29 protein-coding genes, 1 tRNA gene and 2 pseudogenes are annotated in these 26,635 nt (G+C 45.5%); 13 read left to right on the top strand and 19 right to left on the bottom strand.

From position 1 onward, the window contains the following. The first annotated feature begins 50 nt into the window (after positions 1-50). Genes thiM through thiE form a run of 3 tightly spaced genes read left to right on the top strand, consistent with a single transcriptional unit; the run spans position 51 to position 2,430 of the window. Complete coding sequence (thiM, locus tag G9G54_RS18925) at positions 51-893, top strand: hydroxyethylthiazole kinase (protein ID WP_165179196.1); 843 nt, start codon at positions 51-53, stop codon at positions 891-893. Further along, the gene (thiD, locus tag G9G54_RS18920; protein ID WP_165179195.1) at positions 890-1,720 is read left to right on the top strand and encodes a bifunctional hydroxymethylpyrimidine kinase/phosphomethylpyrimidine kinase; all 831 of its coding nucleotides are present in this window, start codon (positions 890-892) and stop codon (positions 1,718-1,720) included. Before thiM ends, thiD begins: the two co-directional genes overlap by 4 nt. Next, positions 1,717-2,430 (top strand): thiamine phosphate synthase, encoded by a 714-nt coding sequence (thiE, locus tag G9G54_RS18915; RefSeq protein ID WP_165179249.1) that lies wholly within the window; start codon positions 1,717-1,719, stop codon positions 2,428-2,430. Before thiD ends, thiE begins: the two co-directional genes overlap by 4 nt. On the opposite strand, the gene G9G54_RS18910 is transcribed toward thiE, so the two are convergent. From G9G54_RS18910 to G9G54_RS18900, 3 genes are all read right to left on the bottom strand, one after another. After that, complete coding sequence (locus G9G54_RS18910) at positions 2,375-2,542, bottom strand: aspartyl-phosphate phosphatase Spo0E family protein (protein WP_080682975.1); 168 nt, start codon at positions 2,540-2,542, stop codon at positions 2,375-2,377. The two genes, thiE and G9G54_RS18910, sit on opposite strands and share 56 nt — an antisense overlap. A gap of 298 nt (positions 2,543-2,840) precedes the next feature. Further along, a complete protein-coding gene (locus G9G54_RS18905) occupies positions 2,841-4,259 on the bottom strand; it encodes a helix-turn-helix domain-containing protein (RefSeq protein ID WP_165179194.1) in 1,419 nt (472 codons plus the stop codon). Positions 4,260-4,417: 158 nt separating this feature from the next. After that, positions 4,418-5,392, bottom strand: coding sequence for a LacI family DNA-binding transcriptional regulator (locus tag G9G54_RS18900; RefSeq protein ID WP_165179193.1), 975 nt, complete (start codon positions 5,390-5,392; stop codon positions 4,418-4,420). Positions 5,393-5,593: 201 nt separating this feature from the next. Between G9G54_RS18900 and G9G54_RS18895 the strand changes: the two genes are divergently transcribed. Continuing rightward, a complete protein-coding gene (locus G9G54_RS18895; RefSeq protein ID WP_013311670.1) occupies positions 5,594-6,937 on the top strand; it encodes a 6-phospho-beta-glucosidase in 1,344 nt (447 codons plus the stop codon). A 162-nt stretch (positions 6,938-7,099) separates the two neighbouring features. Here G9G54_RS18895 and G9G54_RS18890 read toward each other — a convergent pair whose 3' ends face one another. From G9G54_RS18890 to G9G54_RS18880, 3 genes and pseudogenes are all read right to left on the bottom strand, one after another. Continuing rightward, on the bottom strand, positions 7,100-8,002 hold the full coding sequence (locus G9G54_RS18890) for a PhzF family isomerase (RefSeq protein ID WP_165179192.1): 903 nt from the start codon (positions 8,000-8,002) through the stop codon (positions 7,100-7,102). A 283-nt stretch (positions 8,003-8,285) separates the two neighbouring features. Beyond that, positions 8,286-8,578, bottom strand: a pseudogene (locus G9G54_RS26255) (transposase); the annotation flags it as partial. A gap of 559 nt (positions 8,579-9,137) precedes the next feature. Further along, a tRNA-Arg gene (locus G9G54_RS18880) sits at positions 9,138-9,211 on the bottom strand. Between the two features lie 176 nt (positions 9,212-9,387). On the opposite strand from G9G54_RS18880, the gene G9G54_RS18875 reads away from it, so the two are divergent. Then, positions 9,388-9,681 (top strand): DUF4870 domain-containing protein, encoded by a 294-nt coding sequence (locus G9G54_RS18875; protein ID WP_016324668.1) that lies wholly within the window; start codon positions 9,388-9,390, stop codon positions 9,679-9,681. Between the two features lie 319 nt (positions 9,682-10,000). On the opposite strand, the gene G9G54_RS18870 is transcribed toward G9G54_RS18875, so the two are convergent. Continuing rightward, on the bottom strand, positions 10,001-10,360 hold the full coding sequence (locus G9G54_RS18870) for a hypothetical protein (protein ID WP_013311672.1): 360 nt from the start codon (positions 10,358-10,360) through the stop codon (positions 10,001-10,003). Positions 10,361-10,523: 163 nt separating this feature from the next. Here G9G54_RS18870 and asnB point away from each other — a divergent pair, with 163 nt between their 5' ends. After that, positions 10,524-12,368, top strand: coding sequence for an asparagine synthase (glutamine-hydrolyzing) (asnB, locus tag G9G54_RS18865; protein WP_165179190.1), 1,845 nt, complete (start codon positions 10,524-10,526; stop codon positions 12,366-12,368). Positions 12,369-12,537: 169 nt separating this feature from the next. Here asnB and G9G54_RS18860 read toward each other — a convergent pair whose 3' ends face one another. The 3 genes from G9G54_RS18860 to G9G54_RS18850 form a co-directional block, all read right to left on the bottom strand. Next, on the bottom strand, positions 12,538-13,170 hold the full coding sequence (locus G9G54_RS18860) for an XTP/dITP diphosphatase (RefSeq protein WP_013311674.1): 633 nt from the start codon (positions 13,168-13,170) through the stop codon (positions 12,538-12,540). Continuing rightward, positions 13,170-13,931, bottom strand: coding sequence for a ribonuclease PH (rph, locus tag G9G54_RS18855; RefSeq protein WP_013311675.1), 762 nt, complete (start codon positions 13,929-13,931; stop codon positions 13,170-13,172). The genes G9G54_RS18860 and rph overlap by 1 nt, the downstream gene beginning before the upstream one ends. A 92-nt stretch (positions 13,932-14,023) precedes the next feature. Next, entirely contained in the window at positions 14,024-15,082 is a 1,059-nt protein-coding gene (locus G9G54_RS18850) for a GerMN domain-containing protein (protein ID WP_165179189.1), read from the bottom strand. Between the two features lie 151 nt (positions 15,083-15,233). Between G9G54_RS18850 and G9G54_RS18845 the strand changes: the two genes are divergently transcribed. Next, a complete protein-coding gene (locus G9G54_RS18845) occupies positions 15,234-15,791 on the top strand; it encodes a phosphatidylglycerophosphatase A family protein (RefSeq protein WP_039272599.1) in 558 nt (185 codons plus the stop codon). A gap of 57 nt (positions 15,792-15,848) precedes the next feature. Further along, the gene (locus tag G9G54_RS18840; protein WP_165179188.1) at positions 15,849-16,286 is read left to right on the top strand and encodes a GNAT family N-acetyltransferase; all 438 of its coding nucleotides are present in this window, start codon (positions 15,849-15,851) and stop codon (positions 16,284-16,286) included. 143 nt (positions 16,287-16,429) lie between these two features. On the opposite strand, the gene G9G54_RS18835 is transcribed toward G9G54_RS18840, so the two are convergent. From G9G54_RS18835 to G9G54_RS18815, 5 genes are all read right to left on the bottom strand, one after another. Continuing rightward, positions 16,430-17,221, bottom strand: coding sequence for an SDR family NAD(P)-dependent oxidoreductase (locus G9G54_RS18835; RefSeq protein WP_165179187.1), 792 nt, complete (start codon positions 17,219-17,221; stop codon positions 16,430-16,432). Between the two features lie 105 nt (positions 17,222-17,326). Beyond that, entirely contained in the window at positions 17,327-17,965 is a 639-nt protein-coding gene (locus G9G54_RS18830) for a TetR/AcrR family transcriptional regulator (RefSeq protein WP_061828860.1), read from the bottom strand. A 220-nt stretch (positions 17,966-18,185) separates the two neighbouring features. Beyond that, positions 18,186-18,821, bottom strand: coding sequence for an NAD(P)-dependent oxidoreductase (locus G9G54_RS18825; RefSeq protein ID WP_165179186.1), 636 nt, complete (start codon positions 18,819-18,821; stop codon positions 18,186-18,188). A gap of 75 nt (positions 18,822-18,896) precedes the next feature. Beyond that, positions 18,897-19,907, bottom strand: a complete 1,011-nt coding sequence (locus tag G9G54_RS18820; protein WP_165179185.1) for an MBL fold metallo-hydrolase — start codon at positions 19,905-19,907, stop codon at positions 18,897-18,899. 22 nt (positions 19,908-19,929) lie between these two features. Continuing rightward, a complete protein-coding gene (locus G9G54_RS18815; protein ID WP_165179184.1) occupies positions 19,930-20,715 on the bottom strand; it encodes a class I SAM-dependent methyltransferase in 786 nt (261 codons plus the stop codon). Positions 20,716-21,057: 342 nt separating this feature from the next. Here G9G54_RS18815 and G9G54_RS18810 point away from each other — a divergent pair. Then, a pseudogene (locus tag G9G54_RS18810) lies at positions 21,058-21,402 on the top strand (DUF72 domain-containing protein); the annotation flags it as partial. 305 nt (positions 21,403-21,707) lie between these two features. Here G9G54_RS18810 and G9G54_RS18805 read toward each other — a convergent pair. From G9G54_RS18805 to G9G54_RS18790, 4 genes are all read right to left on the bottom strand, one after another. Further along, positions 21,708-22,145 (bottom strand): protein-tyrosine phosphatase family protein, encoded by a 438-nt coding sequence (locus tag G9G54_RS18805; RefSeq protein ID WP_165179183.1) that lies wholly within the window; start codon positions 22,143-22,145, stop codon positions 21,708-21,710. Positions 22,146-22,175: 30 nt separating this feature from the next. Then, the gene (arsC, locus tag G9G54_RS18800) at positions 22,176-22,595 is read right to left on the bottom strand and encodes an arsenate reductase (thioredoxin) (RefSeq protein WP_165179182.1); all 420 of its coding nucleotides are present in this window, start codon (positions 22,593-22,595) and stop codon (positions 22,176-22,178) included. Positions 22,596-22,620: 25 nt separating this feature from the next. Continuing rightward, positions 22,621-23,910 carry an arsenical efflux pump membrane protein ArsB gene (locus tag G9G54_RS18795; RefSeq protein WP_040103020.1) on the bottom strand — a complete coding sequence of 430 codons (1,290 nt, stop codon included), beginning with the start codon at positions 23,908-23,910 and terminating at the stop codon, positions 22,621-22,623. Positions 23,911-24,056: 146 nt separating this feature from the next. Continuing rightward, the gene (locus G9G54_RS18790; protein WP_040103019.1) at positions 24,057-24,407 is read right to left on the bottom strand and encodes an ArsR/SmtB family transcription factor; all 351 of its coding nucleotides are present in this window, start codon (positions 24,405-24,407) and stop codon (positions 24,057-24,059) included. A 131-nt stretch (positions 24,408-24,538) separates the two neighbouring features. Between G9G54_RS18790 and G9G54_RS18785 the strand changes: the two genes are divergently transcribed. The 4 genes from G9G54_RS18785 to G9G54_RS18770 all read left to right on the top strand — a co-directional run bounded on the left by G9G54_RS18785 (position 24,539) and on the right by G9G54_RS18770 (position 26,601). Next, positions 24,539-24,988 carry a MarR family winged helix-turn-helix transcriptional regulator gene (locus G9G54_RS18785; RefSeq protein ID WP_040103018.1) on the top strand — a complete coding sequence of 150 codons (450 nt, stop codon included), beginning with the start codon at positions 24,539-24,541 and terminating at the stop codon, positions 24,986-24,988. A gap of 61 nt (positions 24,989-25,049) precedes the next feature. Then, entirely contained in the window at positions 25,050-25,229 is a 180-nt protein-coding gene (locus G9G54_RS18780; protein ID WP_040103017.1) for a hypothetical protein, read from the top strand. Positions 25,230-25,290: 61 nt separating this feature from the next. Beyond that, on the top strand, positions 25,291-26,082 hold the full coding sequence (locus tag G9G54_RS18775; protein ID WP_165179181.1) for an arsenite methyltransferase: 792 nt from the start codon (positions 25,291-25,293) through the stop codon (positions 26,080-26,082). 24 nt (positions 26,083-26,106) lie between these two features. Continuing rightward, a complete protein-coding gene (locus G9G54_RS18770; protein ID WP_040103015.1) occupies positions 26,107-26,601 on the top strand; it encodes an arsinothricin resistance N-acetyltransferase ArsN1 family A in 495 nt (164 codons plus the stop codon). The last annotated feature ends 34 nt before the right edge of the window (positions 26,602-26,635 follow it).

Below are 26,635 nucleotides of genomic sequence, written 5' to 3'. Positions count from 1 at the left end.
AGTACGGTTAATGCCCTGTTGGACCACTAACTATAGAGAGGATAAACATTATGAGTACATGGGAAAAAAGTTATTCGGATCTCCTGACGAAGGTACAAAACAGCAAACCCCTCGTTCACAATATGACCAATGTGGTAGTCACCAACTTTACGGCCAACGGCCTGTATGCATTGGGCGCCTCCCCGGTGATGGCCTATGCACCCGAGGAAGTAGCAGACATGGCAAAAATAGCGGGAGCCGTCGTATTAAACATCGGTACACTGAACCGCGAACTGGTGGATGCCATGATCATTGCTGGACAATCGGCGAATGCACACGGTGTTCCGGTGCTGCTAGATCCGGTCGGTGCGGGAGCAACGAGCTTTAGAACTGAATCGGCACTGCGAATCCTGAGTGAAGTCAAAATCTCATTGGTGCGAGGCAATGCAGCCGAAGTCGCACATCTTGTTGGAGAAGCGCGTGAGATTAAAGGCGTAGATGCCGGTGACAGTGCTGACAGCGGAAATGTCGATCTGGCAATTCGGGCTGCTCGAACGCTCAATACAATGGTTGTCATTACTGGAAAAGAGGACGTCATCACCGATGGGGCCGAAGCACGAATGATAAGCGGTGGAGACGCGCTGCTCACGAAGGTAACCGGAGCAGGCTGCCTGCTGACCTCTGTGTTAGGTGCCTTTGCAGCTGTTGAACCCAACCTGCTGCTCGCAGGTACAGCAGGTTTGGCATTTTACGGTGCAGCAGCTTCTCGAGCCGCAGCACGTACCGCAGAGCTGGGGCCCGGCAGCTTCCAGATTGCCTTTCTCGACGAGCTGGCCAAACTGCATACAGGTTCACTAGAGGGGCATGTCTCGATCCATGAAGCCGGAACAACAGCAGCAGGTGGTGCGCGATGACAGACGTTCGTGTACCCAGAGCGCTGACGATTGCTGGTTCGGACAGTGGCGGCGGGGCTGGAATTCAAGCTGATCTCAAAACCTTTCAAGAACTTGGCGTGTACGGCATGTCGGCTATTACAGCCGTTACCGTACAGAATACCTTAGGAGTCCACTGCGTATATCCGCTACCAGAGGAAGCAACAGCAGAACAGATCGAAGCCGTAGGATTAGACCTTGGAGTGGATGCCCTGAAGACTGGTATGCTGTTTAATGCCGGCATCATCCGTCTTGTGAGCGAGCAGATCCGAAAGTTCGGCTGGAAAAAGGTCGTCGTCGATCCCGTGATGATTGCCAAGGGAGGCGCTGAACTGCTGCAACTGGAAGCGGTGCAGGCTTTGAAGGACGACCTGCTCCCCTTGGCACTGGTCGTTACACCGAATATCCCGGAGGCGGAAGCCCTGACAGGGATAAGTATCCATACGATGGAGGATCGCCGCGAGGCTGCGAGACATATTAGCAGTATGGGACCAAAATTCGTTGTGATCAAGGGTGGCCACGCTGACGAGAGCGAGAGCAGCGGACAAATTGTTGACCTGCTTTTTGACGGAACCGCCTTTATAGAGCTGAGCGGCAAGCGAGTACGGACTGTCCATACACACGGAACAGGGTGCACTTTCTCTGCAGCGATTACCGCGGAATTAGGGAAAGGGATGTCTGTACCGGAGGCTATCTCGAATGGTAAAGCCTTCATCCAGGCGGCGATTGAGGATACGTTGTCTCTGGGACAGGGACACGGCCCAACCAATCATTGGGCCTACCGACGTCGTCAGGAGATGCTTCTATGAGCGGCAGAATATTGTCAGAGGTGGTGCGCCGCCATCTACAGATATACCTGGTGCTTGGAAGCGTGAATTGCCTCGCGGAACCAGGCTGGGTCGTGCAGGAGGCTCTGGCTGGCGGGGCAACCATGGTCCAGTTCCGAGAAAAGGGTCTCGGCGCGTTAACGGGCGTTCCTATGTTCGAACTCGCGCGCCAGCTACAGGAACTGTGCCGTCACGCTGGTGTCCCCTTCATCATCAATGACAATGTGGAGTTGGCTCTTGAACTGGACGCCGACGGTGTTCACATCGGTCAGGACGATGAATCCGCCGATTCCGTCCGCGAGCGAATCGGAAATCGAATTTTAGGCGTCTCCGCCCATACCATTGAGGAAGCACGTCGAGCCATCCTGCAAGGTGCTGATTATCTCGGCGTCGGGCCCATCTATCCCACTATCTCGAAAGATGATGCCCATGCCGTACAGGGACCGGCAATTTTATATGAGATGCGTAAAGCGGGAATTGATGTGCCGATTGTTGGAATCGGAGGTATTACAGTGGACCGTGTTGAGGAAGTCGCACGTGCAGGTGCAGATGGTGTAGCGGTGATTTCAGCCGTGACACAGACAGAGCAGGTTAGAGGTGCGGTCAAGGAATTAAAGAAAAATATGGTCTCATTTCTCAATGATCCGATCTACATGTTTGATATTGATTCAACAGATCATCCAGCTTTTTAGATTGTTCTATTACTTTGGGATGTGTTAAAAATCCATACTTTTTCTGGACCTGGTACAGTTTCTTCCTAGCCCTTTCGACACAAAGTAAAGTCACACTTTGATTCATCAGCATGATCCCTCCTATATGTCATATTTTATAACAAAAAGACGTTTTTTGGATTTTCAAATGATGCGCCTAACAAAAAAAGAACATCACAAAAGTTTGCATAAACAGCAAAGCCCCAAAATCCACGTAAAAGAGCCTCCGTCCCCCCTAATAAAGCGGGACCGAGGCTCTTTTTCATAAAAAGATTCAATGAATATTAGAACATACAACCTAACCGTTTTAAGCACCTCCAATTTGTACTTGAGGCGTTATTCTTTGATTTTGGTTATGCGACTGAACAGGCATTGATAAAATAAACAAGAAGCTAGCTGCGATGACCAGCAGAATCATTTTTTTCAACATTGTCTAACCACACCTTTTCTAATAGTTTGAAATACTCTTCCCTTGTTTCGGGAAGCGCATGTGCTTGGAAATGTGCAAAAAGTCCCGTACAGTTTATAAAATAAGTCTCATTATTTAGTATGTGGGCTTTTACCAATGCATATATTAAGTGTTTAAAGCCATCATTGAACATTCCCCGTCTTAAATAGTAATAAGCCAGTTCATAACCAAACCATGCAAAATAATCCGGCATCACTTGTTGGGTGTACATATCAGTAGATTGTGATAGCAGAGCAAAAGAATTAATCTCCACTTCAAAACGTGAAAGGACATCATTGATATCTATTGCATATCGGTTAGCAGCTATCATAACGTTCAGCAACTTGGATAGCTTTTCATTCTCGGTAGTGATTGATGTGGATGCAATATATTCAACATAATGAGGAAGCACATTCGTATCTCCAGATAGGAGTTTATTTACATAAGTATTACCTTCTGCCCAATGCTTGAACAAGTTGACCCAGTGTTGAGTTTTCTGGTCTGTCTCGATCACCCAATCTAAATCTGCGTAGGCATTTGTAAATTGTAATGCTTGCTGATAATCGCCTCGGGCTTCACAGACACTCGCACACAGTAAATCAGCATAGGTAATGTACACAAACATCGGGCGACTCAGCCTCTTTTCAGACTCCTCCCACTCTCGCTTTTTCTGTTGATGTTTCAAAGAATACTGGATCTCCGCTTTGGCTCTCATTTTTCGAGCAGTTGCATCGAGCTTGTCCCATTCACGCAGAGAACGATACACATTCGCCAAATCTTTTAACGCATCGAGTTGATCTATTTCATTCAGACGTTCGACAAAGGGTTCAAATCGTGTAGCGGCCTTGAGATTTCGGATCTGATTGTTACCCACCTGAATGGTAAACAGACGATACTGACAGATAGCCAAACGTTCAGAATGCTGGTACTTCTCGCCTTCCGCAATCCCTTCGTAGAGCAGCAATGCAGCATTGTGCTGGCCTTGTGCGAATAATTTTTCTGCTGCATCAAATAACTTTGGGGAATATAGAAGGTTGTCCATAATATGTCCCACTACAAGCTGGATAGCATCCAACTTGTCCAGTTCCGCACAGCGAAACAACAACGGCTCAATTCGCCTCCAATCCGGGGAACGCTCAATGATGTAGTTATCTATGTATAGTTCGTAAAAAAAACCTTCTGGTAGTCCCATAGCCCAAGTGATGCGATCTAGCTGATGTATAGCAACAGGACGATGCTTGGCAATCCAATTATTAAGTGTTCTTTGATGAACACCTGAATGTTCGGCAAATTGTGCCAGCGTCAAATTGTTTTCCCCTAAATAATCCTCTAACTTCGCCAAAATCGTAGGTGTATGTCCCAAGTCATAACCACCCTTCATACAAAAAATCCAAATTTTATACTTTCACCTCAAATTATTCACCAAGTTTTAACATGTGTCAACATTTTTCTTCCATTATTCCTACTATATAAACTTGAATATGGTAATTAATAACCACTAACAAGAAGTCTCTTTTGGAATCAGGTGGTCGCTCGCTCTACTAATTTGAATTCCAGATGATGTATCGTTTCATCCAGCCCTTCGAGGGCATCTCGAATCATAATGAACGCATTCTCAGCTTGCTTGTCTATCGGGTAATGAATCGTAGTTAAATCAAGCAAATGCGAGATTTCGGTGTTATCAAAGCCTACGACTGCAAAATCACTCGGTACAGAAACACCTAGCCTACGCGCTTCAGTCAAAAGACCTGCTGCCAAATAATCGGTAGAACAGGCAAAGGCGTCCGGCCTATCTGTTTGTGCTCGTTCTGCCCACCAATGAGCTATTTGTTCACCAGCTTCTATTGAATTTAAATCATAAAAATGCGGGAAGGCCTCAGCATCCAAATCATATTTTTCGCAAAATTCATGATAAGCTCGAATGCGTTCTTTCGTATTCAACCCCCGCATGCTGCCATACACATTCACAATTTTCCGGTATCCTCGGGCGTACAAATGTTCCAACGCCAGCGTATAGCCCTGATACTGATCCATAAATACAGACGGGATTGCCTCAATGTTTACACGCTGCCAGGTCACAATCGGACCATATTTTGTATAATGCTCAATCACACTCCACTCATTAACGCGAATCATACAGACCAAGGCGTCCAGTTGCTTTCTCCGCAACATTTCCAGCGCTTCAAGTTCTCGGCCTTTCTCCCCATTCGTAATAAACAGCGCTATATTAAAGCCATGCTCCTGAGCATACATTGTAAATCCACGAACAAATAAGCCCAATGAATCATTAAAAGAAAGTGAAATAATCCCTATGAGCTTGGTCATGCCTTTTTTTAAAGATACCGCATTTAAATTAGGAACATAATCCAGTCGATCTATGACCTCTTGCACACGCTGCCTTGTGGGTTCACTCACGTACGGATGGTTGTTAATGACACGGGACACCGTAGCCGAGGATACCCCCGCCAGCTTTGCAATTTCATGAATATTCGCCATTTTTTTCACCTCGTTCTTTCTATTTTAGCATGTTCGTGTTTAGCATGTTCGTGTTTAGCATGTTCGTAGTGTCCGCCCTATAATTGTCACCTTCCCAAAATAAGTTTTTTAAAAGCGCTTGACCTGTAATGCATTACAGGGATTACAGTGAACTTGTGCTTAAGAAAGCGGTTTACAAAACATACTTAGGAGGCACTAACTATGAAAAAAGGCATAAAGATTGCAACCATTGGCGGAGGCTCCAGCTATACACCAGAATTAGTAGAAGGCTTCATCAAACGTTATGCAGAGCTTCCCATTCGGGAATTATGGCTGGTAGATATTGAGGCAGGACGTGAAAAACTGGAGATTGTAGGCGCCATGGCCAAACGGATGGTGAAGGCCGCAGGCATTGATTGTGAGGTACATTTGACACTGGATCGCCGGGAAGCGTTGAAGGACGCCGATTTTGTAACGACCCAATTTCGGGTAGGCTTGCTGGAAGCCCGGATTAAGGATGAAAGTATTCCGTTAAAACATGGCATGATTGGTCAGGAGACCAATGGAGCCGGAGGAATGTTCAAAGCGTTTCGCACCATCCCTGTTATCCTCAGTATCGTCGAAGATATGAAAGAACTGTGTCCGAATGCATGGTTAATTAATTTTACCAACCCTGCGGGTATGGTTACCGAAGCCGTCCTTCGTTATGGTCAGTGGGATAAAGTCATCGGATTATGTAATGTTCCAATCGGCGCGATCAAGAGTGCATCGGCTGTACTGGACAAACCGGAAGAAGAGCTGTTCTTTAAATTTGCAGGTATTAACCACCTTCATTGGCACAAAGTTTATGACAAAACAGGGGCCGAATTAACAGAGCAAGTCATTGAAGGACTGTACGCTCCGGGCGCAAAACCGGAGAAGGTCGTTGAAAATATTAAAAACATGCGCTTCCTGTATGATCAAGTTCGTCAATTGAAAATGCTGCCTTGTCCTTACCATCGGTATTACTATATGACGGACAATATGCTCAAGGAAGAATTAGAGGAAGCCAAAAACGAAGGAACTCGGGGCCAAGTAGTCAAACGTCTGGAAGAAAGTCTGTTTGAATTGTATAAAGATCCGAATCTGGATTACAAACCAGAGGAACTATCCAAACGCGGTGGTGCGCATTACAGCGATGCAGCCTGTGAGATCATTAATTCCATTTATAACAACAAAGGCACATTGATGGTGGTTAGTACACGTAACAATGGTGCGATTGATGATGTTCCTTATGATAGCGCCATCGAAGTGACCAGTGTCATTCGCGCCCATGGTGCCGAACCTGTCAACTTTGGCAAATTCCCACCTGCACAGCGGGGCTTGCTGCAAGTGATGAAGGCAATGGAAGAGCTGACGATTGAAGCGGCGGTCACCGGTGACTATGCAACAGCACTGCAAGCCTTCACCCTGAATCCGCTCGTACCAAGTGGTGACATTGCTCAAACCGTACTGGATGAATTACTAGAAGCACACAAGGAGCATCTACCTCAATTCTTTGCTCATAAGGAGAAGGCGACGGTATAAAGCTAGCAGCAATCATCCTGCTGGAACACAAAAAAGCTTCCTACATGTAGGAAGCTTTTTGCTATACGTCCCAGGAGTACTTGCTGGGACGTTGGTGTTATTGGGTTTGTACTTGGCTTGACAATCCGTCATTAAGCTTATTGATAAATTTGTTAGACTTTTTTAAAGTATGATCTCCGTTGAAAAAGCAATAACCGCTTTCCCCGTAATTTGAACTAATACGGGTTTTCCCTGTTCCTTTTTCACATGAACATGCATTGTTCCCTCTCTTTTGATTGCCTCACCTTGTAAAATATCAAAATCAAAAGACTGCTCATTCTCATTTTGCAAAATGTTATAGTGTACCAAATAGGCTCCAAGCGGTCCGTTTGCATTTCCTGTCACCGGGTCTTCAGCTATTCCAATTGCAGGAGCAAACATTCTTCCGTGAACCAATATATCCTCTTGTGGATTTAATGTAAAAACATAATATCCATTACATCCAATATGCTTGCTGATTTCTGTAAGCTTCTGCAAATCAGGTTTTAAACTATGTAGTATTTCATTGGAGTAAATCGGAACCATTACCTTAGAATGACCTGTTGAAGATATTGCAACTGGATATTCCATGCAAATATCTTTACAAGAAATACCTAACGCATTTGCAATCCGACTTCTTATTTCATCATTTAAAGGCTCTGATACAGAAGGTTCTCCCTGTGTCATTACAATAGAATAGTCATCTTCATACTTTATAACATCAACAGGCAATATACCTGCTTTTGTTTTTTGAATAATTCTTCCAGTTTCAGCTTTTCTCTCAATTGCATAAATATAATGCGCTGCTACTGTTGCATGACCACAAATTGGAACCTCTGTTGTTGGAGTAAAAAATCTTACTTCAACATCATAATTTGAAGAATCTGTTTCAAAAATAAATGCGGTTTCCGAATTATTTAATTCTCTTGCAATTCTCTGCATCTGCTCATCTGTAAGTCCATTTGCATTTGGAACAACCCCAGCAGGGTTACCATAAAATCTATTTTTTGTAAATGAGTCTACTTGATATATTCTATATTTTTTCATAATTTCGCCTCTATAAATACTAGTTTGTCTGTCTGTTAAATCTGATATTAACATACTTTTTAGGCAGTTTCACTTAAATTAAAAGATATAATATGGCACTTTAATGAAAACGAACTGATCCTTATTATAGAATCGCGCTCTTTTATGGAAGATTGTTATTAAACTAAAGCCGCAGTTAGCTGAAATGGTCTTCTCAATCCTTATCTAAAAATGGAATAAATCTTTTATGATTATAGATACTTTTAGATTCTGCCACGCCTGTTGAATAACCAAAATAAGTAACTCAATTCATGAAACAAGAGGTGCACTGAAGAACGCGCCGAATCTGAATCAGCCATTCAACAGGTAGTTTTGAAGAAGAAATAGACGAGAAAATCGCGCAAAGGAAAGAACGGCATGTTGGGGCCATGAAGTCTGAGCAGCAACAAATAGCCAATTGAGCAGGACATAGACGATTAGAGCACAGAATAATTGCCCATAGACCGCATTTTCAGTCGTACCAAACAGCGTTGGAATATTCAAATGTTGCTTGATCCAACGAAAGAAGACTTCAATCTGCCATCGAGCCTTATAGATCTGTTTCGACCCCCTGAAGGGGTTGCCCATTTTCTGCTCGTAAAGCGACATGAAGTTTAATAGCTGCACGCTCTCCGTGATAAGGAGCCCAATGGATCGATAGCTACCCCATTGTTCCAACGCAGCCATGCACCAGTATTGGAGTAAATGGTACACCGTAAACTTGCGGGCTTTGTCTTCATAACCTATTAACTTCACAACCCTTTGAACTTCTTCAGGAGTCAGCATGGATTGAAGGATAGATGTAATCGTGATAGAATTTTTCATGAGATCGTCTTCTTTCGAATTCGTTTGGATGGTACCAACGATTCTGCAGAAAAGACGATCTTTTTTCTGCCATTTTGTGGTTATTCAACAGGCGTGCTATTAGGGGTATTAGTTTATATAGCGTGTAAAAATCGTGTGTATAATTTGTGTAAACAGGTGTATTAATCACACCTTTTTCTAACGTTTTCTATCGTAACCCCAATAAAAGAAAAAAAACGCCCCAAACCCTTATATATCAAGGATTTGAAGCATTTTTAATTTCGTTCAAACTTTACATATCTGAACGCTTCGACGTCCCAGGAGGGATTCGAACCCCCGACCGACGGCTTAGAAGGCCGTTGCTCTATCCAGCTGAGCTACTGGGACAAGATGGTGATCAATAAAACCTTATGTATTCAGCGCATTGATTATTATATCACATTTCGGGCAACTGTCAAAAGCATTTTTTCATGATATAGGGAAGTGGGCTGCAAAAGGAATCATTTGGACGCTAACGGGGTATTATGTACAAAGAATCATGCCATTAAAGGAGGGGTAAAGCCGTGAGAGGTCTTTTGTCGTCACTTTGTTATTTCAGCATTTTCTTCGCACCTTTTCTAGTGCCTGTCATTGTGTGGATTGCAGTACGGGACGAATATGTTCAGGGACATGCAAAAAAGGCTATTTTATCGCATATTTTCCCCATTATTGCGGCAATTCCGCTAGTGTATTTTATTATTACGGCGAATCATGCAGGTTCAGTGATCGGGTTTGTGCTGCTATTCGTAGTGGTCTATCTCGGGGTTTTTGTTTATAACATCTACAAAGGGATTATGACGCTGCGTGAAGCGGCTTAGTTCAAAAAGAAGCCTCCTACATACCGCAAATTTGGCGGGATACGGAGGCTTCTTTAGGGTCATTTTTAATGAGTTGCTGTTGCTATTTGGTTCAATGGCTGCTTATTTATTCCCAAAGCGTTTAGGACTTCTCCGTACTTCATGTCTTACGTTTTTCTCCAGCACTTCTTCCGCGAACTCATTGTTATGAATATAACTGCTGCCTTTGTTTTTCTTATAATTCGCTTTGCCGTCTATGATTTCCCCCTCCTTTCACGCTGATCCGGCGATGGCGCCGGGGCCCAAATCAACAAAAGCCGAGGCATAGCACACCATATCCTCATGCCCCGAACTCCTTGGCGAACTCTGTGCTGAGCTGCCCATAGGAGAGCAATTCTTTTTTAAACTTCTCTCGCTCCTCACCAGCAGTAATGTGTGTAGAGTCGGTAAAAGCCTTGTCTGTCACTTCCTCAAATGCCGAATGCAGATTATTGTCGTACCAATCCAGCTCCAGATCGGCGTCATTGCGGATGATCCGTACCATGTCATAGTCATGCTGACCATCCGTCTGATCCTTGGCCGTAATATAGACCAGCAGTTCCGGGTCATCTGCAGCACCGGGCCGCACCTCAACCTCAGCGCAGCGCACTCCGTCAAGTTCAGTGAACCGGCGTATTTTGGCATCCTTGATGTAGTACATGGTCTCCCTCCTTCCTTGCGAGTACACGGGTTGCCCCATCTGTAGTTTTCGGAACGGACAGACATTTTATGCTTCTTTTCGGCATATATACTGATGAACTGGGGATTTAGTTTTTGTTTCATTCCAACACTGGATGAACACGACAAAGAGAGGATGAACAGACATGTGCGGAATTACAGGTTTCATACAGTGGAACGGAGACTTAATGCATCAATCTGAGCTGCTGCTGAATATGACACAAACGCTCTCCGATCGCGGACCGGATGCTGCGGGTACCTGGATATCCAACCCGTGTGCCTTCGGACACCGAAGATTGAGTGTTATGGACCCGGAAAATGGTGCTCAGCCCATGATCCGGCAGCTGGAGGATATCACTTATACGATTGTATATAACGGGGAAATATATAACGCGCCTGAGCTGAAAAAAGAGCTGCAACAGCGCGGGCATTTTTTCCGTACACAATGCGACACGGAGGTGCTGCTCGAATCCTATATCGAATGGGGCCCTGAATGTGTGGATCGGTTAAACGGCATTTTTGCATTTGCGGTCTGGGATAGCGAGCGGGAGCAGGTATTTCTGGCACGGGATCGGCTGGGAGTAAAGCCGTTATTTTATAGCCAAACCGAAGAAGTATTCGTATTTGGCTCAGAACCCAAAGCACTGCTTCAGCATCCAGCAGTAGAAGCAGCAGTGGACGCCGAGGGATTGGCCGAAATTTTTATCATTGGGCCTGCACGTACCCCCGGACACGGCGTCTATTCGTCCATGAAGGAGCTACGTCCCGGGCATACGCTAACCTACACCCGCGACGGTGTGCGCATTCAAGCCTACTGGAAGTTGGAAAGCATTGCGCATGAGGATAACACCGAAGAAACGGCGCTCAAGGTACGAGAACTGTTGCTGGATACGGTGGAGCGGCAGCTCATTTCGGATGTTCCAGTGTGCACCTTATTGTCTGGCGGGCTGGATTCAAGCGCTCTATCCGCATTAGCTGTCGATTATTACAACCGTACCGGGCAAGGACAAGTTCATACGTATTCGGTCGATTATGTGGATAACGACAAGCATTTTAAAGCCCATGCGTTTCAACCCGGAGCCGATGCCCCCTGGATTCAGCGGATGGTGGATGAATTAGGGACAAATCATCACTGGATTGAATTCGATACGCCAGAAGTCGTAGCAGCTCTGAACAACTCCACGCTAACGCGGGATTTACCCGGCATGGCGGACGTGGATTCGTCGCTGTATCTCTTTTGCCGGGAGATTAAAAAAGGAGCTACGGTCGCTATTTCCGGCGAGGCTGCGGATGAAGTTTTTGGCGGATATCCATGGTTCCACCGGGAAGATATGCTGAATTCGGGTACATTCCCGTGGGCAGTTGCACCCGATATGAGAGCTAGTCTGTTGTCTCCCGAGGTACGCGACTGGATCAAGCCGCTGGAGTATTTGAACGATCGCTACTCAGAAGCGGTAGGAGAAGTGCCGAAGCTACCGGGGGAAACAGGAAAAGCTGCACAAATGCGCGTCATGTCCTATTTGAACATCACCCGCTTTATGCCTACTCTACTGGATCGCAAGGATCGGATGAGTATGGGAGCTGGACTCGAAGTGCGGGTGCCATATTGCGATCATCGACTGGTACAATATGTATGGAACATTCCGTGGAGTATCAAGATGACAGGCGGACGTGAAAAAGGTATTTTGCGCAAGGCGCTGAAGGGCGTATTGCCGGATGATGTGCTGTATCGCAAAAAAAGCCCATATCCCAAAACGCATAACCCTTCCTATCTTGAGGCTGTGAAAAAGCAGGCGCTGCAGCTGCTGGATGATTCATCTTCCCCACTGCTCAAGCTGATCGATGCGCAAAAGGTACGCGATATTGCCGCCTCACCGGAGGCATACACCAATCTGCCTTGGTTTGGGCAGCTGATGTCGGGTCCCCAGTTGTTCGCCTACTTGGCTCAAGTGGATAACTGGTTGCGCACTTACAAGGTTGCTATTCGATAAGCTACGCTGAATGCTGAAGCAATAGAGCTTCTAAGCGGCAGCGGCAATTTTTCGCTGTGTACTATATGGGGAACAGAAAGTACCAAAAAGGCTATCCGCAGCTTATGACTGACGGATAGCCTTTTTTTCATTATGTGAATGGGGGATGATTTCGCCCCTGTTACCAATGCTATGCCTGTGGATTACCCAACTTTGTTGCCAAATCACGCAGAGCTATCCCTCGGTGACTGATAGCCTGCTTTTGTTCCAACGTCAGCTCGGCCATTGTCTTTTCAAACTCTGGCAAATAAAACAGCGGATCATACCCAAACCCGCCGCTGCCGGCGGTTTCAGTAGTAATCCAGCCCTCCACAGAGCCTGTCGATTCCAACGTCTCGCCAGTCTGCGGATTATATAGAATCAAGGTACAGACGAATTGAGCCGGGCTTAGCAAAGGCTGTCCCGTATCATCACCCAGCTGCTTCGATTCCAGAACGTCGAGCAGCTTAATATTGTTTTCGTGATCGCTGGCACCTTCTCCAGCATAACGGGCAGAGTATACCCCCGGTGCACCGTCCAGCAAGTCCACGCAGAGGCCGGAATCATCGGCCAGCACGGGCAATCCGAGCACATCTCCAACCGCTTTAGCTTTTTTCAGTGCATTTTCGGCAAAGGTTTTGCCATCTTCAACGACATCAGGAATGTCGGGATAATCGTACATGCTTCTGACTTCCTTGCCAAACGGCGCAAAGGCATGCGCAAATTCCCGCACCTTTCCTTTATTTTTCGTAGCGACAATGACGACCGGGCCATCCAGCCGCATTAGGCGCCAGCTCCTGTACGTCCAGCACCGATCTTATCAGCAATCGGTCCAAGTACTTCTTTTTGGCGCTCAATCATTTGCAGAATCCCTTGTTCGCCCAAGCTAAGCAGTTGATCCAATTCGTTACGGTCAAATGGGCTTTCTTCACCTGTACCTTGCAGCTCAACATATTTTCCGCTGCCAGTCATGACAAGATTCATGTCCACTTTGGCCTTGGAATCCTCTTCATAGTTCAGATCCAGCAACGCTTTTTCACCAACAACCCCTACGCTGACGGAAGCCAGGAAATCGGTAATTGGAAAAACAGGCAGCTTGTGCTGGGTGGCAATTTTATTGACCGCAATCGCCAACGCTACGAAAGAACCGGTAATTGAGGTTGTGCGTGTTCCGCCGTCCGCCTGAATGACGTCACAATCCAACGTAATCGTCCGTTCACCAAGCGCCTGCAAATTGACCACCGAACGCAACGCTCTTCCAATCAGACGCTGAATTTCCATGGTACGGCCTGTCAGCTTGCCACGCGCAGCTTCACGCTGATTACGGCTATGAGTCGCACGCGGAAGCATGGAATACTCTGCGGTCACCCAGCCCTTTCCTTGTCCCTTCATAAAGGGGGGTACGCGTTCTTCTACAGTAGCCGTGCAAATGACTTTCGTCTCGCCAACCTCTATAAAAACAGAGCCCTCCGCGTACTTATTTACTCCTGCTGTCAATTTCATCGGGCGCAGCTCATCACCGTTTCGTCCGTTAGATCTACTCATGCTTTTTCCTCCTACGTCGTATGCAACCTGTTCTTATATGTTTATTTTACCAAAGTGTGCAGGCAAAAGCACCCCAAGGACGATTCCCGCCCTTAAAGAGGGATTTCGTTAATATGTTGCGGCTTGGCTACAGGCTCTCCATAATTTTGATTATTTTGTCCAATTACGTTTTTTTCACCATTCAGTTCAATCCGAATTTTTGTTTTGACCGCATCATCCGAATTGTCTGCCGCTGTCAGCACAACCGATTCCAAAAATTCAGCAGGCACAGCTTCTCCTTTAGCAAACATATCATCTGAGAGAGATACCGTAATTACGTTGTCTTTGGAGCGTTCTACCGATTTCAGCGCCGTCTCCCCTGTCATCACTTCTTGTAACCCATCTTTGGTCTCCGGCCCTTGAATCAATTGATGCAACGCTGACTGGACACGATCTTTTTCAGGGCTAACCAACCGTGTTACAGGTACATAGTATTGAACTCCAGCAGGAGAAGATGAAGAGAAATACACAGTGACTGGACTGGAATCCAGGGGTGTCACGCCATGACCAATCTCCAGATTAATACCTACTGCACGCGTCAACGGATGATCCAGTGGTGTGCCGCCAACAGGCATTTCGTTCAGCTTTTTGCCCTCCACCCAGATCTGTACGCTCTCAATATCGGGACGGTCGGTCAGGGTCCAGGTCAAGCTCTCCATTAATTTGCGCTCGTCCTGTGGCTTATAGTTGGCGAAAGATTTGTTGAATTCGACAACAGCCAGCTTGTTGTTCTTGTCCACTGTCACACTTTTCACTTCCGTACCCTGGGGGATTACCCCTTTAAATCCCTCTGGTAATAATCCGGCATATGGCCCGCCCTCAACCAATGTTTCCAGCGCTGACTTGGCATCTGCCTGCACATCGCCTGTAGCAATCGGTAAAGATACCGGGGCCAGCAAACCGTTATGATCTTGCAAAAAAACAGCCCTCAGTTGCCCTGTACTGGCAGGTGCCTTTCCGGTTACAGCCTTAATCATGGACTGCTCTGTCGTGGACGGCGGGGGGTCAATGGATGCCGATTCGTCGCCGAAAAGGCTGCAGCCTGACAACAACAGGGGTAGGGATAGCAGTCCAGCTACAGTGGTCATACGCCATGGGTGTTTTATATTCATAAGTGAAGTTCCTCCCTAACAATTTTGTACAGATTGTACTAATATGTATACGAGCCTCGCGTAAAAAATAACTACTTTTTCAGCAGACTGGACACACTGGTCATAATTGCAGTAGAAATCAGGATCTATACGAGGAGGGAATTTCAACTTTATGGACAAGAAAAAAGCACCATACAGCCTGAATAGTAAAAAGGTAGCCGATGCCACCCGCGAGTTGCTGCACAAGCGTGGTGTACACCTGACTGAAATCGCAGAACTGGTCATGCTTTTACAAAAGAAATATTACCCGACCCTAACGATGGAAGAATGTATTGAGAATGTGGACAAGGTGCTGATGAAGCGCGAGGTTCAAAATGCAGTGCTCACGGGCATCCAACTGGACATCCTTGCCGAACAGGGCGCTCTTCTTCCCCCATTGCAGGACATGATTGAGAATGATGAGGGATTATACGGAGTGGATGAGATTCTGGCCTTCTCCATCGTAAATGTGTACGGCAGCATTGGATTTACCAATTACGGTTATGTCGATAAGCTCAAACCGGGTGTGCTGGAACGCCTGAACGATAAAAGCCTCGGGCCGATCCATACGTTCCTGGACGACATCGTGGGCGCTATCGCAGCTTCGGCCAGCAGCCGTATCGCCCATCGCAAACAGGCAGAGCGCGAGCAGGAGCTTGGGGAAGAAAGCGCACCGAATACAACACGTTAAATAACAAACAACGCTTGGAATACAACAGATATATACAGGGTTAGAGGAGAACTAGACATGGCAAACGTAACTGAAGGATATACATTCCGTACGATGCAGGCTGACGATTATGATCAGGCTATTGAGCTTTGGAATGGCTTAGACGGATTAGGATTAAGCGAGGCCGATTCACGGGAGCGGATTGCACGCTTTTTACAACGGAACGAAGGACTTAGCTTTGTCTGTGAGTACAACGGAAACATTATAGGCACGATTTTAGCGGGTCACGATTCTCGCAGGGGGTTTTTGTATCATCTGGGTGTAGCCACAGCACATCGTGGTCAAGGGATCGCGCCCAGACTGGTGGATAAGGCGTTATCTGCTTTGCTGAGAGAAGGCATTGATAAATGTCATCTGTTTGTAATGGAGCATAACGCAGGGGGTCAACGCTTCTGGTCAGCTAACGGCTGGGAGAAACGGGATGGAATTTTACTATATTCCCGAGGGCTTGAATAGGGTCTAAGTGCTTGATCTATACAAATAGGAACGCCGGGTCTGATTCAAGTCGAGTTAGAAACGATCAGACCCGGTGCATAAAACTCACAACATATTGATTAGCAATCCTGACATTTCAAGCCCAGATTACCTTCATTCATAAATTACAATCCATTTTTTGGACGCAGTGCACGTTCTACAATTCCCAGCGTGGATTGACGAGAGAATAACCGGGACACCTGAGCTACCCAATAGTTCTGGCGACCGGAAATGATGTGACTACGCCCCTTTTCAAATGCTCTCAACGCGTTCTTCACAACGGTTTGGGGAGTTTCCCTAATTCCAACTGACGCTTCACTTGCGCCAACAATATCAAAAAAAGGCGTTTCTGTTGAGCCTGGACAAAGGGCCAGAACTTTAAGCCCCCGTTTCCGATTTTCGGCCCATAGCGCTTCAGTAAAAGAAAGCACAAATGCTTTGGTTGCTCCATACACCGCCATATAAGGATCGGGCTGAAATGCAGCTGTAGAAGAAACATTGATTAATCCACCATCCCGCTTACGCAATAAATCAGGCATAAATGCATGTGTGATGTCGACTAAAGCAGCCACATTGAGCATCACTTCCTCATGCTGTCGTTCTCCTGAAACCTGCTCAAAGTATCCATAGGTGGCAAAACCCGCGTTATTAATCAAGAGATCTACCTTTAGCTGTTGCTTTTGAACCTCCTGATGCAATGTTTGGGGTGCTCCTGGTGTGGAAAGATCCAGCGCAATCACCGTTGCTTTTACGTTATATTTATCTGAGAGTTCTTTAGCCAGCGTCTCTAATTTGGTTTCATTGCGTGCTACCAAAATGAGATTACATTTCTTAGCTGCGAGCGAATAGGCAAAGGCCTCGCCAATCCCGGATGAAGCCCCTGTGATCAGAGCTGTTTTATTTGCGTACATAAACATGATGATAACCTCCATAGTATCGTTGTTTTATTTTAGAAACATTGTTACCACTACTCTATAATGAACTGAAGTCATCTACTATGACGACCTCAGTACACTTCATATTTACGATGGGGATGAGGATGTTTTAAATGCTACGAGCGTATTCTTCAGTGTAAATGTATACACTCCTTGAGCCATATCTACATCTGAAAAATGACCTGCAAACTGAAGATGTATGACTCCATGTAAAGCAGACCACAGCATTCGGACAACCAACAGCGGATCTTCCTCTTTCAGTGCCCCTATCTCCATAGCATGTGTGACGGTGTGCAGAATTCGTGACAATGCCGTTGTGGTACCCTCCAAGCTCTGTTCATCCGGCTTGAAATCAGATAATGCACCGCCAAACATCATTTTGTAATAAGCTGAATGAAGCTGCGCAAATTCCCAGTACGCCCAGCATAGAGCTTCAAGATCAGCGAGTACGCTTTCGGTAACAGGTACTTGCTGGAAGGATTCAGCCAATAGCCGACATCCATCCAGGTACATCTCATTGGCAAGACCGTCCTTACTGCCAAAAATACTGTAAATGATCTTGGTGGAACAGCTTAATTTCTGCGCAACTCGCCGCACGGTCACGGCCTCTGGCCCTTCTTCCGCAAGAAGGATGCATGCCGCATCGATGACATTTTTACGTAGCAATTGCTGCTGCTGTAGCTTCACTTCCGAATAGGTTTTATAGGGATGCGATGGCTCGGACATGATTCAATACACTTCCTTTTGCTTATTAAGAACTGTCGCTTGATGCTACTATAATAAATTAAAGATCTACACAAGATTTCAGGAAACAGTGTTTCCGTTAAGAATCATAGTATTCTAAGCCTGAGTATTTGTCAAATTAAAAAAAGAACGCAATGAGTAGGTACACTTACCGCGCTCTGGTTGAATACTTAAAAATGAAGCTATGTTTGGCGTTCCATGATTAGTAGGCAATGCCTACCCGTGTACGGACAAATTCGTAACTCTTGCATTGACGATAGGTAAAATCAGCCGTATCCGCGGTGTTAATTTGTGAGCCACCTTCAGGCAAAAAATCTTTTTCCACGCGATAAATCCCTGTCCGCGCTCCATCCGGCAGATAGGTTGGACATACGATTGTCCAGTCTAGTGCCGATTCACGCAGCAATTCGTACACTCGCCGATGTTCCTCGGCCGCACGAGTGCTGCGTCGTCGGGTATCGTAGGACTCGTAACGATACAGGTCCGGTTCGGTCCGGCTTTGCAAAATTCCTGCCGTTCCTACCGTAATGAGCCGAGAAATGGACTGCTCCTGCATGAACCGGATCAACAGAGCTATATTAACGGATAAGGTAGTCGTTCCATCCGTATTCAGCGCACTGATCACAGTCGTCGCCCCACCCTTCAGCGCCTGTGCTACGTCCTCTGCATTAGTGGCATCGCCTTGTACGATTTGCAGCTGATTCCCGTATCCGGGTTCGTAATCCTCCAGCTTGTCCGGTGAACGAACAAGGATCGTAACGGCATGGCCGTCCGCTAATGCATAATCTAATATGTACCGTCCTACGCGTCCGGTAGCTCCCAGCAGCAGCAAATTCATAAAATCCTCTTTTCCGGCATGCATGCCGCTTGTCATGTTGCTTCGTTATGTCACTTGTTGGTTAACTTTCCGCGACTATTGACGGCAAAGGGGATAGAAGCGCGTGATTGAGTCCGTCTCGCTCATAGAGGCCCGTTCACGGCGCACCAGCTCCACCAGATGAGCCAGCGTCTCGGACATGGCAAACCTTAACTGGTGAATACCCAGCTTGCCACCGAACATGGCAATGCACAGCTCATAGGCTGTGCTGCCCTCCGGTTGGATCAGCTGCTGGAATTTCTCCAGCCGTTCTTCATGATGCGCCAGCAACGCTTGCGTCCGCTCCCGAAAATAACCAAACGGATTGCGGTGCCCCGGATATGCCCACGCTACCTCCAGCTCGCCTAGACGCTGCAAGCCGTCTACATAAGACTTCAACGGCTGGGCATCACTGCCTGGCAGCAGACTGATATTAGGAGAAATCTGCGGCAAAACTGCGTCACCGCAGAGGATAACGCCGCTATTCGGGTCATATAAGGACACATGTCCGGGCGCATGTCCTCCTGTCTCGACGGGTAGCCAACTGCGTCCACCCCATTCCAGACGAGCGTCCATTCCGGTAGGAATAACGGTAATCTCAGGCTGTGGATTCACTTGCAAATAAGCCTGTCGCATATGTAATTCCAAGGCCGACACTTGCTCCAAAGGAAAGCCATGCTGGACAAAAAAGCTGGGAAGCCTGTTCTCCATTACGACCGTCGATTCTGGAGCGTCCCACATCATCATCGCTTCCTTATGGCTTCGAGCTGACATATGTACACGAGCCTGACTTTGCTGCTGCATCCAGCCCGCCAATCCGTAATGATCGGGGTGATGATGAGTCACCACAATGTCAGAGATATCCCCAAAGGACATCCCCAGCTGTTGAAAGACATGCGCCCATTCTGCCTCAGTGTCCATATTGCGCGGCCCCGGGTCTACAATCGTAAAACCGTGCTGTCCCTTGAGCACATAGCTATTCACCCAGCGCAGCGGAAAGGACATGGATATTTTGACCTGAAAGCCTCCGTCTATTCGCTCACATGGTGTAAGCTCTGGCAATTTCATGGCTTCCATCCGCCTTTCTGTTTCAAGCCCGCACGCCGACAAAAATCATTCGAGGCGAAGCATCTTCAATATATTGATCTTCATTATAGCTTCCGTGTACCTGCTCTACAGATAGTCCGGCTTGTTCTAGCAATCCACGAAACTTTTCATATGGATATAGCTTCACTCGTTCATGATACACGCGCGCAGGTTCTCCCTCAGTAGGAGTCGTGCCCAGAGCAGAGGCTACCTCAGTGCCCGCAACGGATGCAGCTGACCGAATCGCAATTTGTTTTTTCACAAAGCCATCTTCAATGACCCGATGCTCCTCAATCCAATTCCCTTCATCCTCCCGTGACGAATGCGGTACCAAATGAGCGGCTACATAAGCAGGGTTCAAATAATCTATGATAAAGCGTCCTCCCGGCTTCAACAGCCGATATATTTCCTTTAGTACTTTAAGCTGCTCCTCATCCTTTTCAAAATAACCAAAGGAGGTGAACAAATTCATCACCGCGTCATAGCTTTCATCCAGCGGCACCTCTCTCATATCCCCTTGATGCCAACTTACCCGCCCTTCGGAATCAGCTGCACGAGCCTCTCTCAGCAGCACATTGGAAAGGTCTACACCTGTCACCTTATAACCTGCATCTGCGAGCGCAAGCGAATGACGGCCCATCCCACAGCATAAATCCAATACGCTGGAGCCTTGCGGTAATTTGAGCCAGGAGATCATTTTTTGCACTTCCTGATAGGCTCCCTGAAAGTCGCGATGCTTGTATACCAATAAATAATCTTCCCCAAAGCTTTGCTCGTACCATTCTGCCATATCGTTTCTCCTCCATGAACTCATTTCGCTCTATTACATACTATATTAGCTTTTTCAAACTGGAAACTCAAAAGATTACGAATAAGGGTTTTACAAAAAATTCTGAACAACAAACATGTTACAATAATCGTTATTTGAATCCATTTCATAATACCTTCAGTAGCTTTAATAAAGAGTACATATAGATCAAAATGGTTTAATCATTTATGAAATGGATTCATTTGAGCTTAAATATTCATAGGAACTTCATACCAACTTCATGTGATTCACCTCATTTTATCATTAAAATGATTCATGGGAGCGCCTTTGGAAGTATTCATAAGAGAAAGGAGCGGGGAAGTTATGATTCAAATTGGACTTACGGGTTGGGGCGATCATGATGACTTGTATCCAACCGGCACCAAAGCTAACCAAAAACTAAGCGTCTATGGAAGCCATTTTCCGGTAGTAGAGATGGATAGTTCTTTCTATGCGGTGCAGCCCACAGATCGTATGGCACGCTGGGCGGCGGAAACCCCTGACTCTTTTTCATTTCTCGTCAAAGCCTATCAAGGCATGACTGGACATACCCGCGGCAAGCAGCCTTACTTCAAAACAATAGATGCCATGTACGAAGCACTGCATGCATCTATACAGCCTCTTCGCGAAGCGGGCAAGCTCAAAGCCGTGCTGTTTCAGTACCCGCCCGTATCTATATAAAAATATATGCTCATAAATCTATTTTTTATATAATCCCTTGATTTTCATGGAGGAAATGAATAATTTCTAATTGTACATAAACCTATATGTGTACATAAATGACTGGTCAGACATATAAAATGTACATAATTAAAGACAGTTCGTCTAATAGAACAAAAAAATTAAGCTTATTATATGAATATGGTAAATCTCTTTTGATAATTAATGGTAAGTTTCATAATACTTTGTTGACAAAAAAAGCTAAAGAGGGACTATCTCCCAATGGAAATAGTCCCTTTGCCATATTGATTTAATTATTTGGAAGAATAAAATCCCTTCAATACATCACGCATCTCTTGCTTGATATTGATATCTGGACGTTTTTCTTTGGCCAAGGCTTCCGCCTCTTCCACTGTGGTAGCCAAACCCAGCTCAAGTAACACTCCAGTTGCTACGGTTCCTGTACGATTCCGACCGCCGGCGCAATGGAAATACACGGTCTTTCCACTGTTCACCGCTTCTTTAACCGCCTGAATAGCAGCTTGCACAGAATCCTCCTGTCCAGTCTCATGTTCCACAATCGGATAATGATGACGCGTTACCTTTGCCGGAAATCCTTCTGCCTCAGTACCGTTATCTCGCAGATCAAAAACATCTGTGATCTCTTGCTCCCGAAGAACTTGAAGCAATGCACTCTCTCCGCCAATATATACTTTGTTCTCAACAAGCGCGTGATAATTCACCTTAATCATTCTCCCTCTATCCAGTTATAGCAGTAACTGCTATTCTCCGGTTTCTGCAAATTGTTTAATGCGTTCTCCTACCTGGTCACGAACCCGCTGAAAGACGCTCCATTTCTCTTCTAGCGATCCTTCAGCTTTGGCCGGATCATCAAATCCCCAATGCTCACGGCGAACTTGTGGAGGAGTGATAGGGCATTTATCAGCCGCATCCCCGCACAACGTCACAACCAGATCAGCGCTGTTCAGCAAGACAGGATCAATAATATCCGAAGTTTGACCAGAAATATCGATACCTACTTCACTCATCGCTTTCACAGCTTTAGGGTTAAGGCCGTGCGCTTCAATGCCTGCACTATATACGTTCCAATTGCTTCCTAGATATTTTTTAGCCCATCCTTCTGCCATTTGACTTCGACAAGAATTACCAGTACACAAAAAGTAAATTGTCTTTTTCTCCATGGGAAACGTCTCCTTTAATGTTTAATTATGAAATGACTAACCACAGATATAAGCCCAATAGCGTAATAAAAAGAGTAGGGATCGTTAAAACAATGCCTGTTTTAAAATAAGTTCCCCAAGATATTTTCACACCTTTAGAGCTAAGCACATGTAGCCATAGCAATGTGGCCAATGAACCAATCGGGGTTATTTTCGGACCCAAATCCGATCCAATTACATTAGCGTAAATCAGCGCTTCTTTGACCATTCCAGTCGTATGGGTGGCATTAATGGCAAGCGCATCAATCATGACCGTAGGCATGTTATTCATCAACGATGAGATAACCGCCGCGATAAAACCCATGCCCATGGTGCCTACAAACATACCTTGATCGGCAGCAGCTTGAATCACATGAGCCAGCAGATCCGTCAAACCGGCATTACGCAGACCATACACCACTACATACATGCCGATAGAGAAAAATACGATAGCCCATGGAGCACCCTTGATGACTTCTTTCAACGGTACCGCAGGACTTTTTCTCGCCAGCAGCAGGAAAAATATGGCTATGATACCGGCTACGACTGAGACAGGAATACTAAAAAATTCGCATGCAAAGTAGCCAACCAACAGCACCGCGAGAACAATCCAGGATATACGGAACATTTTTGGATCTTTAATTGCTTCTGTAGGTGCCATTAATTGTGCGTCATCAAACGTTTTTGGAATCCTTTTGCGGAAAAAGAGATACAGTACTACAATACTAGCCAATAAGGAAAATAAATTAGGTACAACCATACGACCCGCATATTCCATAAACGTGATGCCAAAAAAGTCGGCTGATACAATGTTCACCAGATTGCTGACCACAAGCGGAAGTGATGTCGTATCCGCAATAAAACCACTCGCTATGATGAACGGAAAAACCATTTTCTCATCCAATTTAAGTGCTCGAACCATCGCTAGAACAATGGGTGTCAGAATTAAGGCCGCACCGTCATTCGCAAAAAAAGCAGCGACAACAGCTCCAAGAATGGTCACGTACACGAACATCCGAGTTCCGCTTCCCTGTGCAGCTCGTGCCATGTGAAGCGCCGCCCATTCAAAAAATCCGATTTTATCAAGCACCAACGAAATCAAGATGATGGCCACAAAAGCTAGGGTTGCATTCCAGACAATCTGAGTCACTTCCCAAACATCATGCAAATCAACGACACCTACCAGTAGAGCAAGTACAGCTCCCCCGCAGGCGGACCAGCCAATAGACAAATTTTTAGGCTGCCAGATCACCAACACTAAAGTGGCTAGAAATATAATGCATGCCAACCAAACCAATGTTCAAAACCTCCATTACCCGTGATATCCATAGTCCTCATCTTCTCGTTTTGCTAATTCCTCCTCTTTGTAATCCATAATCTTATAATCATATACTTATATTGAAAACAACATTTATCCCCACAAGGAGATAAACTGAACAACCTTTAGGAAGAGCAGCCTGAGGAATCCGGTCCACAAGTTACTATGGGTCCCTCTTTATTCAGCCATTGTAAAATACGCTTTGAATCTGGCATGCACTCAAGAACAGCTTGAATATGTGGTTTGTCGTCTACATTTAAGGAATAGTATACCCACTGACTTCTTCTTTCTTCTTTAACCATCCCTTGCGACCTTAATTTTCTCAAATGTTGGCTAATGGCAGGCTGCGACATATCAAAGATATCTACAAATTCACAGACGCACCATTCTCTTTCTCTCAATAGAGAAAGCATTGCCAGCCGAGTTTTATCCCCCAATAGCTTTAAATGATCGGCTACATAACCAAGTTGCTCCAATGCATAGCCTCCTTTCATTTATATAACCGTATGCTTATATGCTAATTCAAATTCATTTTGAAATCAATAAAGAATATTACTTGCAATTTGCAAATTAATAATATATAACTAAGGCATGAGGTGAAACATACATGGAAAATACACGAGAGTTATTTCAAAACATGACCCGTCGTTTAGGCTTACTGAACAAAAACTGTTGTACGGTTGGTGGGCACGACATTTCTCCGGTTCAAAGCCATATTCTTTATGAAATTGATCGCCAGCATAAACCTTCCATGCAGCAAATTGCTGAAACCCTTGGAACCGATATCACCACGTTTAGTAGACAGGTTCAGAGCTTAACCAAGATGAATCTGGTTGAGAAAACGCCGGACCCTAGTGATCGTAGAGTCTATACCTTATCCCTCACCGTGGAAGGTAAATATGTAGCGACCACCATTGACACACAAATGAATGACTACTTAAACGAAGTTTTTTCATATTTGACCGACTTTGAACGAGAAACGGTGATTCGGTCCGTAAAACTCTTTAATGATGCTATGGCTCAATCCAGCAAATGCTGTTTTCCGGTGAAAGGATAATACTCACTTCTTATACTTGCAAATTACAATTATCGAATTCATATCGTTGGAGGTATTAAAAATGAATGAAAACATCTATGTTGCAGAATACCTGATGAAAGCTCATGAACTGGAAAAGCAGCACCGATCTCAATCCGTTTGGAAATGGTCAAATGCAAATTCTAAAAAAAGCCGGTTGTCTTTTGACTTTTTTCTTCCTAAGCCAGTGCAAACCTCCATCTGCTGCGCGCCTTGCTGCTAACTAAAACATAATAGCTGTTAAAATCCTGTTCCACCTATCCAATTTAAAGGAGTGTTTTGCGATGAATAAACCTACAAATGATGAAATTCGCCAAAATGTACGGAAGCATTACCAACAAATTGCCGTTAAGGAAGTCAATCCCCCCGCAGTAGGTAGCTGCTGTGGGGCCCCGTCTGATGTGGATGCCCTCTCATCACAAATGGGTTATTCCACAGATGAGTTAACAGCTGTTCCCCAAGGTGCAAATCTCGGGCTTGGCTGTGGCAACCCACAAGCTATTGCTGAATTAAAGATCGGTGAAATCGTCTTGGATTTGGGCAGCGGCGGTGGATTTGACTGCTTTTTGGCCTCACGACAAGTAGGAGAGAACGGTAAAGTCATCGGAGTCGATATGACCCCAGATATGGTCAGCCGGGCCCGCAGTAACGCAGCTAAGGGGAATTTCACAAACACTGATTTTCGTCTAGGAGAAATCGAACATCTCCCAGTAGCAGATGGCACAGTAGATGTGATTATCTCCAACTGTGTGATCAACCTTTCACCGGATAAACAGCAGGTCTTCAACGAAGCCTTTCGTGTTCTAAAATCGGGCGGCAGACTAGCAATTTCCGATATTGTTACCACCGCAGAGCTTCCTTCTGAAATAAAAAACGATCTGAACGAGTTGTATTCCGGTTGTATTTCCGGCGCCTCTTCATTGGAAGAAGTGAAATCCATGCTTCTGCAAAGTGGATTTACGAGTATTAACATCGAGCCTAAAGATGAGTCCAAGTCATTCATCAAAGATTGGGTACCTGGTGCAAACGTGGATAATTACATTGTTTCAGCGATCATAAAGGCCAAGAAAGCCTAATGTGCTTATGGGTGGGGGATCAGTATGCCAATATTGAACGTTCGAACAGCAACCTCAGAAGATCTGGATCGTATTCTAGACATTTACAATCAGGGGATTGAAGATCGGATAGCTACACTAGAGACGGAAGCCAAAGACTTCGACTATATGGTTGACTGGTTAAGGGAACATCAAGGTCGCTACACTGTTTTAGTCGCAGAATCAGGCGGAATTGTGGTTGGCTGGGCTTCTTTAAATCGTTATTCTCATCGTTGTGCTTATGATGGTGTAGCAGACCTATCGATTTACGTAGACCGAACCTTCCGCAGTAAAGGCGTTGGTAGTACCCTTCATTCGGAATTAGAGAAAGAGGCTAAGAAAAACAATTTTTATAAGATCGTCCTATTCACCTTTCCTTTTAATGAAAAAGGTCAGAGGCTTTATCGGAAGATTGGTTACCGTGAAGTCGGTGTTTTTGAAAAACAAGGGGTTATGGACGGCCAATATATAGACGTTATGATTATGGAAAAATTGATATAGTTCATGAAAGAGCAAGTCCCATCAAAAGGGCTTG

The sequence above is a fragment of the Paenibacillus sp. EKM212P genome, from assembly GCF_011066115.1.
GTDB lineage: Bacteria > Bacillota > Bacilli > Paenibacillales > Paenibacillaceae > Paenibacillus > Paenibacillus polymyxa_B.
The sequence above is the reverse complement of the archived record's forward strand: the minus strand, read 5'-3'. Positions and strand labels throughout refer to the sequence as shown.

What these genes read in the sequence shown, in the direction of transcription:
- thiM (WP_165179196.1), top strand. Translation starts at nt 51, where the DNA reads ATGAGTACATGGGAAAAAAGTTATTCGGATCTCCTGACGAAGGTACAA.
- thiD (WP_165179195.1), top strand. Translation starts at nt 890, where the DNA reads ATGACAGACGTTCGTGTACCCAGAGCGCTGACGATTGCTGGTTCGGAC.
- thiE (WP_165179249.1), top strand. Translation starts at nt 1,717, where the DNA reads ATGAGCGGCAGAATATTGTCAGAGGTGGTGCGCCGCCATCTACAGATA.
- G9G54_RS18910 (WP_080682975.1), bottom strand. Translation starts at nt 2,542, where the DNA reads ATGCTGATGAATCAAAGTGTGACTTTACTTTGTGTCGAAAGGGCTAGG.
- G9G54_RS18900 (WP_165179193.1), bottom strand. Translation starts at nt 5,392, where the DNA reads ATGGCGAATATTCATGAAATTGCAAAGCTGGCGGGGGTATCCTCGGCT.
- G9G54_RS18895 (WP_013311670.1), top strand. Translation starts at nt 5,594, where the DNA reads ATGAAAAAAGGCATAAAGATTGCAACCATTGGCGGAGGCTCCAGCTAT.
- G9G54_RS18890 (WP_165179192.1), bottom strand. Translation starts at nt 8,002, where the DNA reads ATGAAAAAATATAGAATATATCAAGTAGACTCATTTACAAAAAATAGA.
- G9G54_RS18870 (WP_013311672.1), bottom strand. Translation starts at nt 10,360, where the DNA reads ATGTACTACATCAAGGATGCCAAAATACGCCGGTTCACTGAACTTGAC.
- asnB (WP_165179190.1), top strand. Translation starts at nt 10,524, where the DNA reads ATGTGCGGAATTACAGGTTTCATACAGTGGAACGGAGACTTAATGCAT.
- G9G54_RS18860 (WP_013311674.1), bottom strand. Translation starts at nt 13,170, where the DNA reads ATGCGGCTGGATGGCCCGGTCGTCATTGTCGCTACGAAAAATAAAGGA.
- rph (WP_013311675.1), bottom strand. Translation starts at nt 13,931, where the DNA reads ATGAGTAGATCTAACGGACGAAACGGTGATGAGCTGCGCCCGATGAAA.
- G9G54_RS18850 (WP_165179189.1), bottom strand. Translation starts at nt 15,082, where the DNA reads ATGAATATAAAACACCCATGGCGTATGACCACTGTAGCTGGACTGCTA.
- G9G54_RS18845 (WP_039272599.1), top strand. Translation starts at nt 15,234, where the DNA reads ATGGACAAGAAAAAAGCACCATACAGCCTGAATAGTAAAAAGGTAGCC.
- G9G54_RS18840 (WP_165179188.1), top strand. Translation starts at nt 15,849, where the DNA reads ATGGCAAACGTAACTGAAGGATATACATTCCGTACGATGCAGGCTGAC.
- G9G54_RS18835 (WP_165179187.1), bottom strand. Translation starts at nt 17,221, where the DNA reads ATGTTTATGTACGCAAATAAAACAGCTCTGATCACAGGGGCTTCATCC.
- G9G54_RS18830 (WP_061828860.1), bottom strand. Translation starts at nt 17,965, where the DNA reads ATGTCCGAGCCATCGCATCCCTATAAAACCTATTCGGAAGTGAAGCTA.
- G9G54_RS18825 (WP_165179186.1), bottom strand. Translation starts at nt 18,821, where the DNA reads ATGAATTTGCTGCTGCTGGGAGCTACCGGACGCGTAGGACGGTACATA.
- G9G54_RS18820 (WP_165179185.1), bottom strand. Translation starts at nt 19,907, where the DNA reads ATGAAATTGCCAGAGCTTACACCATGTGAGCGAATAGACGGAGGCTTT.
- G9G54_RS18815 (WP_165179184.1), bottom strand. Translation starts at nt 20,715, where the DNA reads ATGGCAGAATGGTACGAGCAAAGCTTTGGGGAAGATTATTTATTGGTA.
- G9G54_RS18805 (WP_165179183.1), bottom strand. Translation starts at nt 22,145, where the DNA reads ATGATTAAGGTGAATTATCACGCGCTTGTTGAGAACAAAGTATATATT.
- arsC (WP_165179182.1), bottom strand. Translation starts at nt 22,595, where the DNA reads ATGGAGAAAAAGACAATTTACTTTTTGTGTACTGGTAATTCTTGTCGA.
- G9G54_RS18785 (WP_040103018.1), top strand. Translation starts at nt 24,539, where the DNA reads ATGGAAAATACACGAGAGTTATTTCAAAACATGACCCGTCGTTTAGGC.
- G9G54_RS18780 (WP_040103017.1), top strand. Translation starts at nt 25,050, where the DNA reads ATGAATGAAAACATCTATGTTGCAGAATACCTGATGAAAGCTCATGAA.
- G9G54_RS18775 (WP_165179181.1), top strand. Translation starts at nt 25,291, where the DNA reads ATGAATAAACCTACAAATGATGAAATTCGCCAAAATGTACGGAAGCAT.
- G9G54_RS18770 (WP_040103015.1), top strand. Translation starts at nt 26,107, where the DNA reads ATGCCAATATTGAACGTTCGAACAGCAACCTCAGAAGATCTGGATCGT.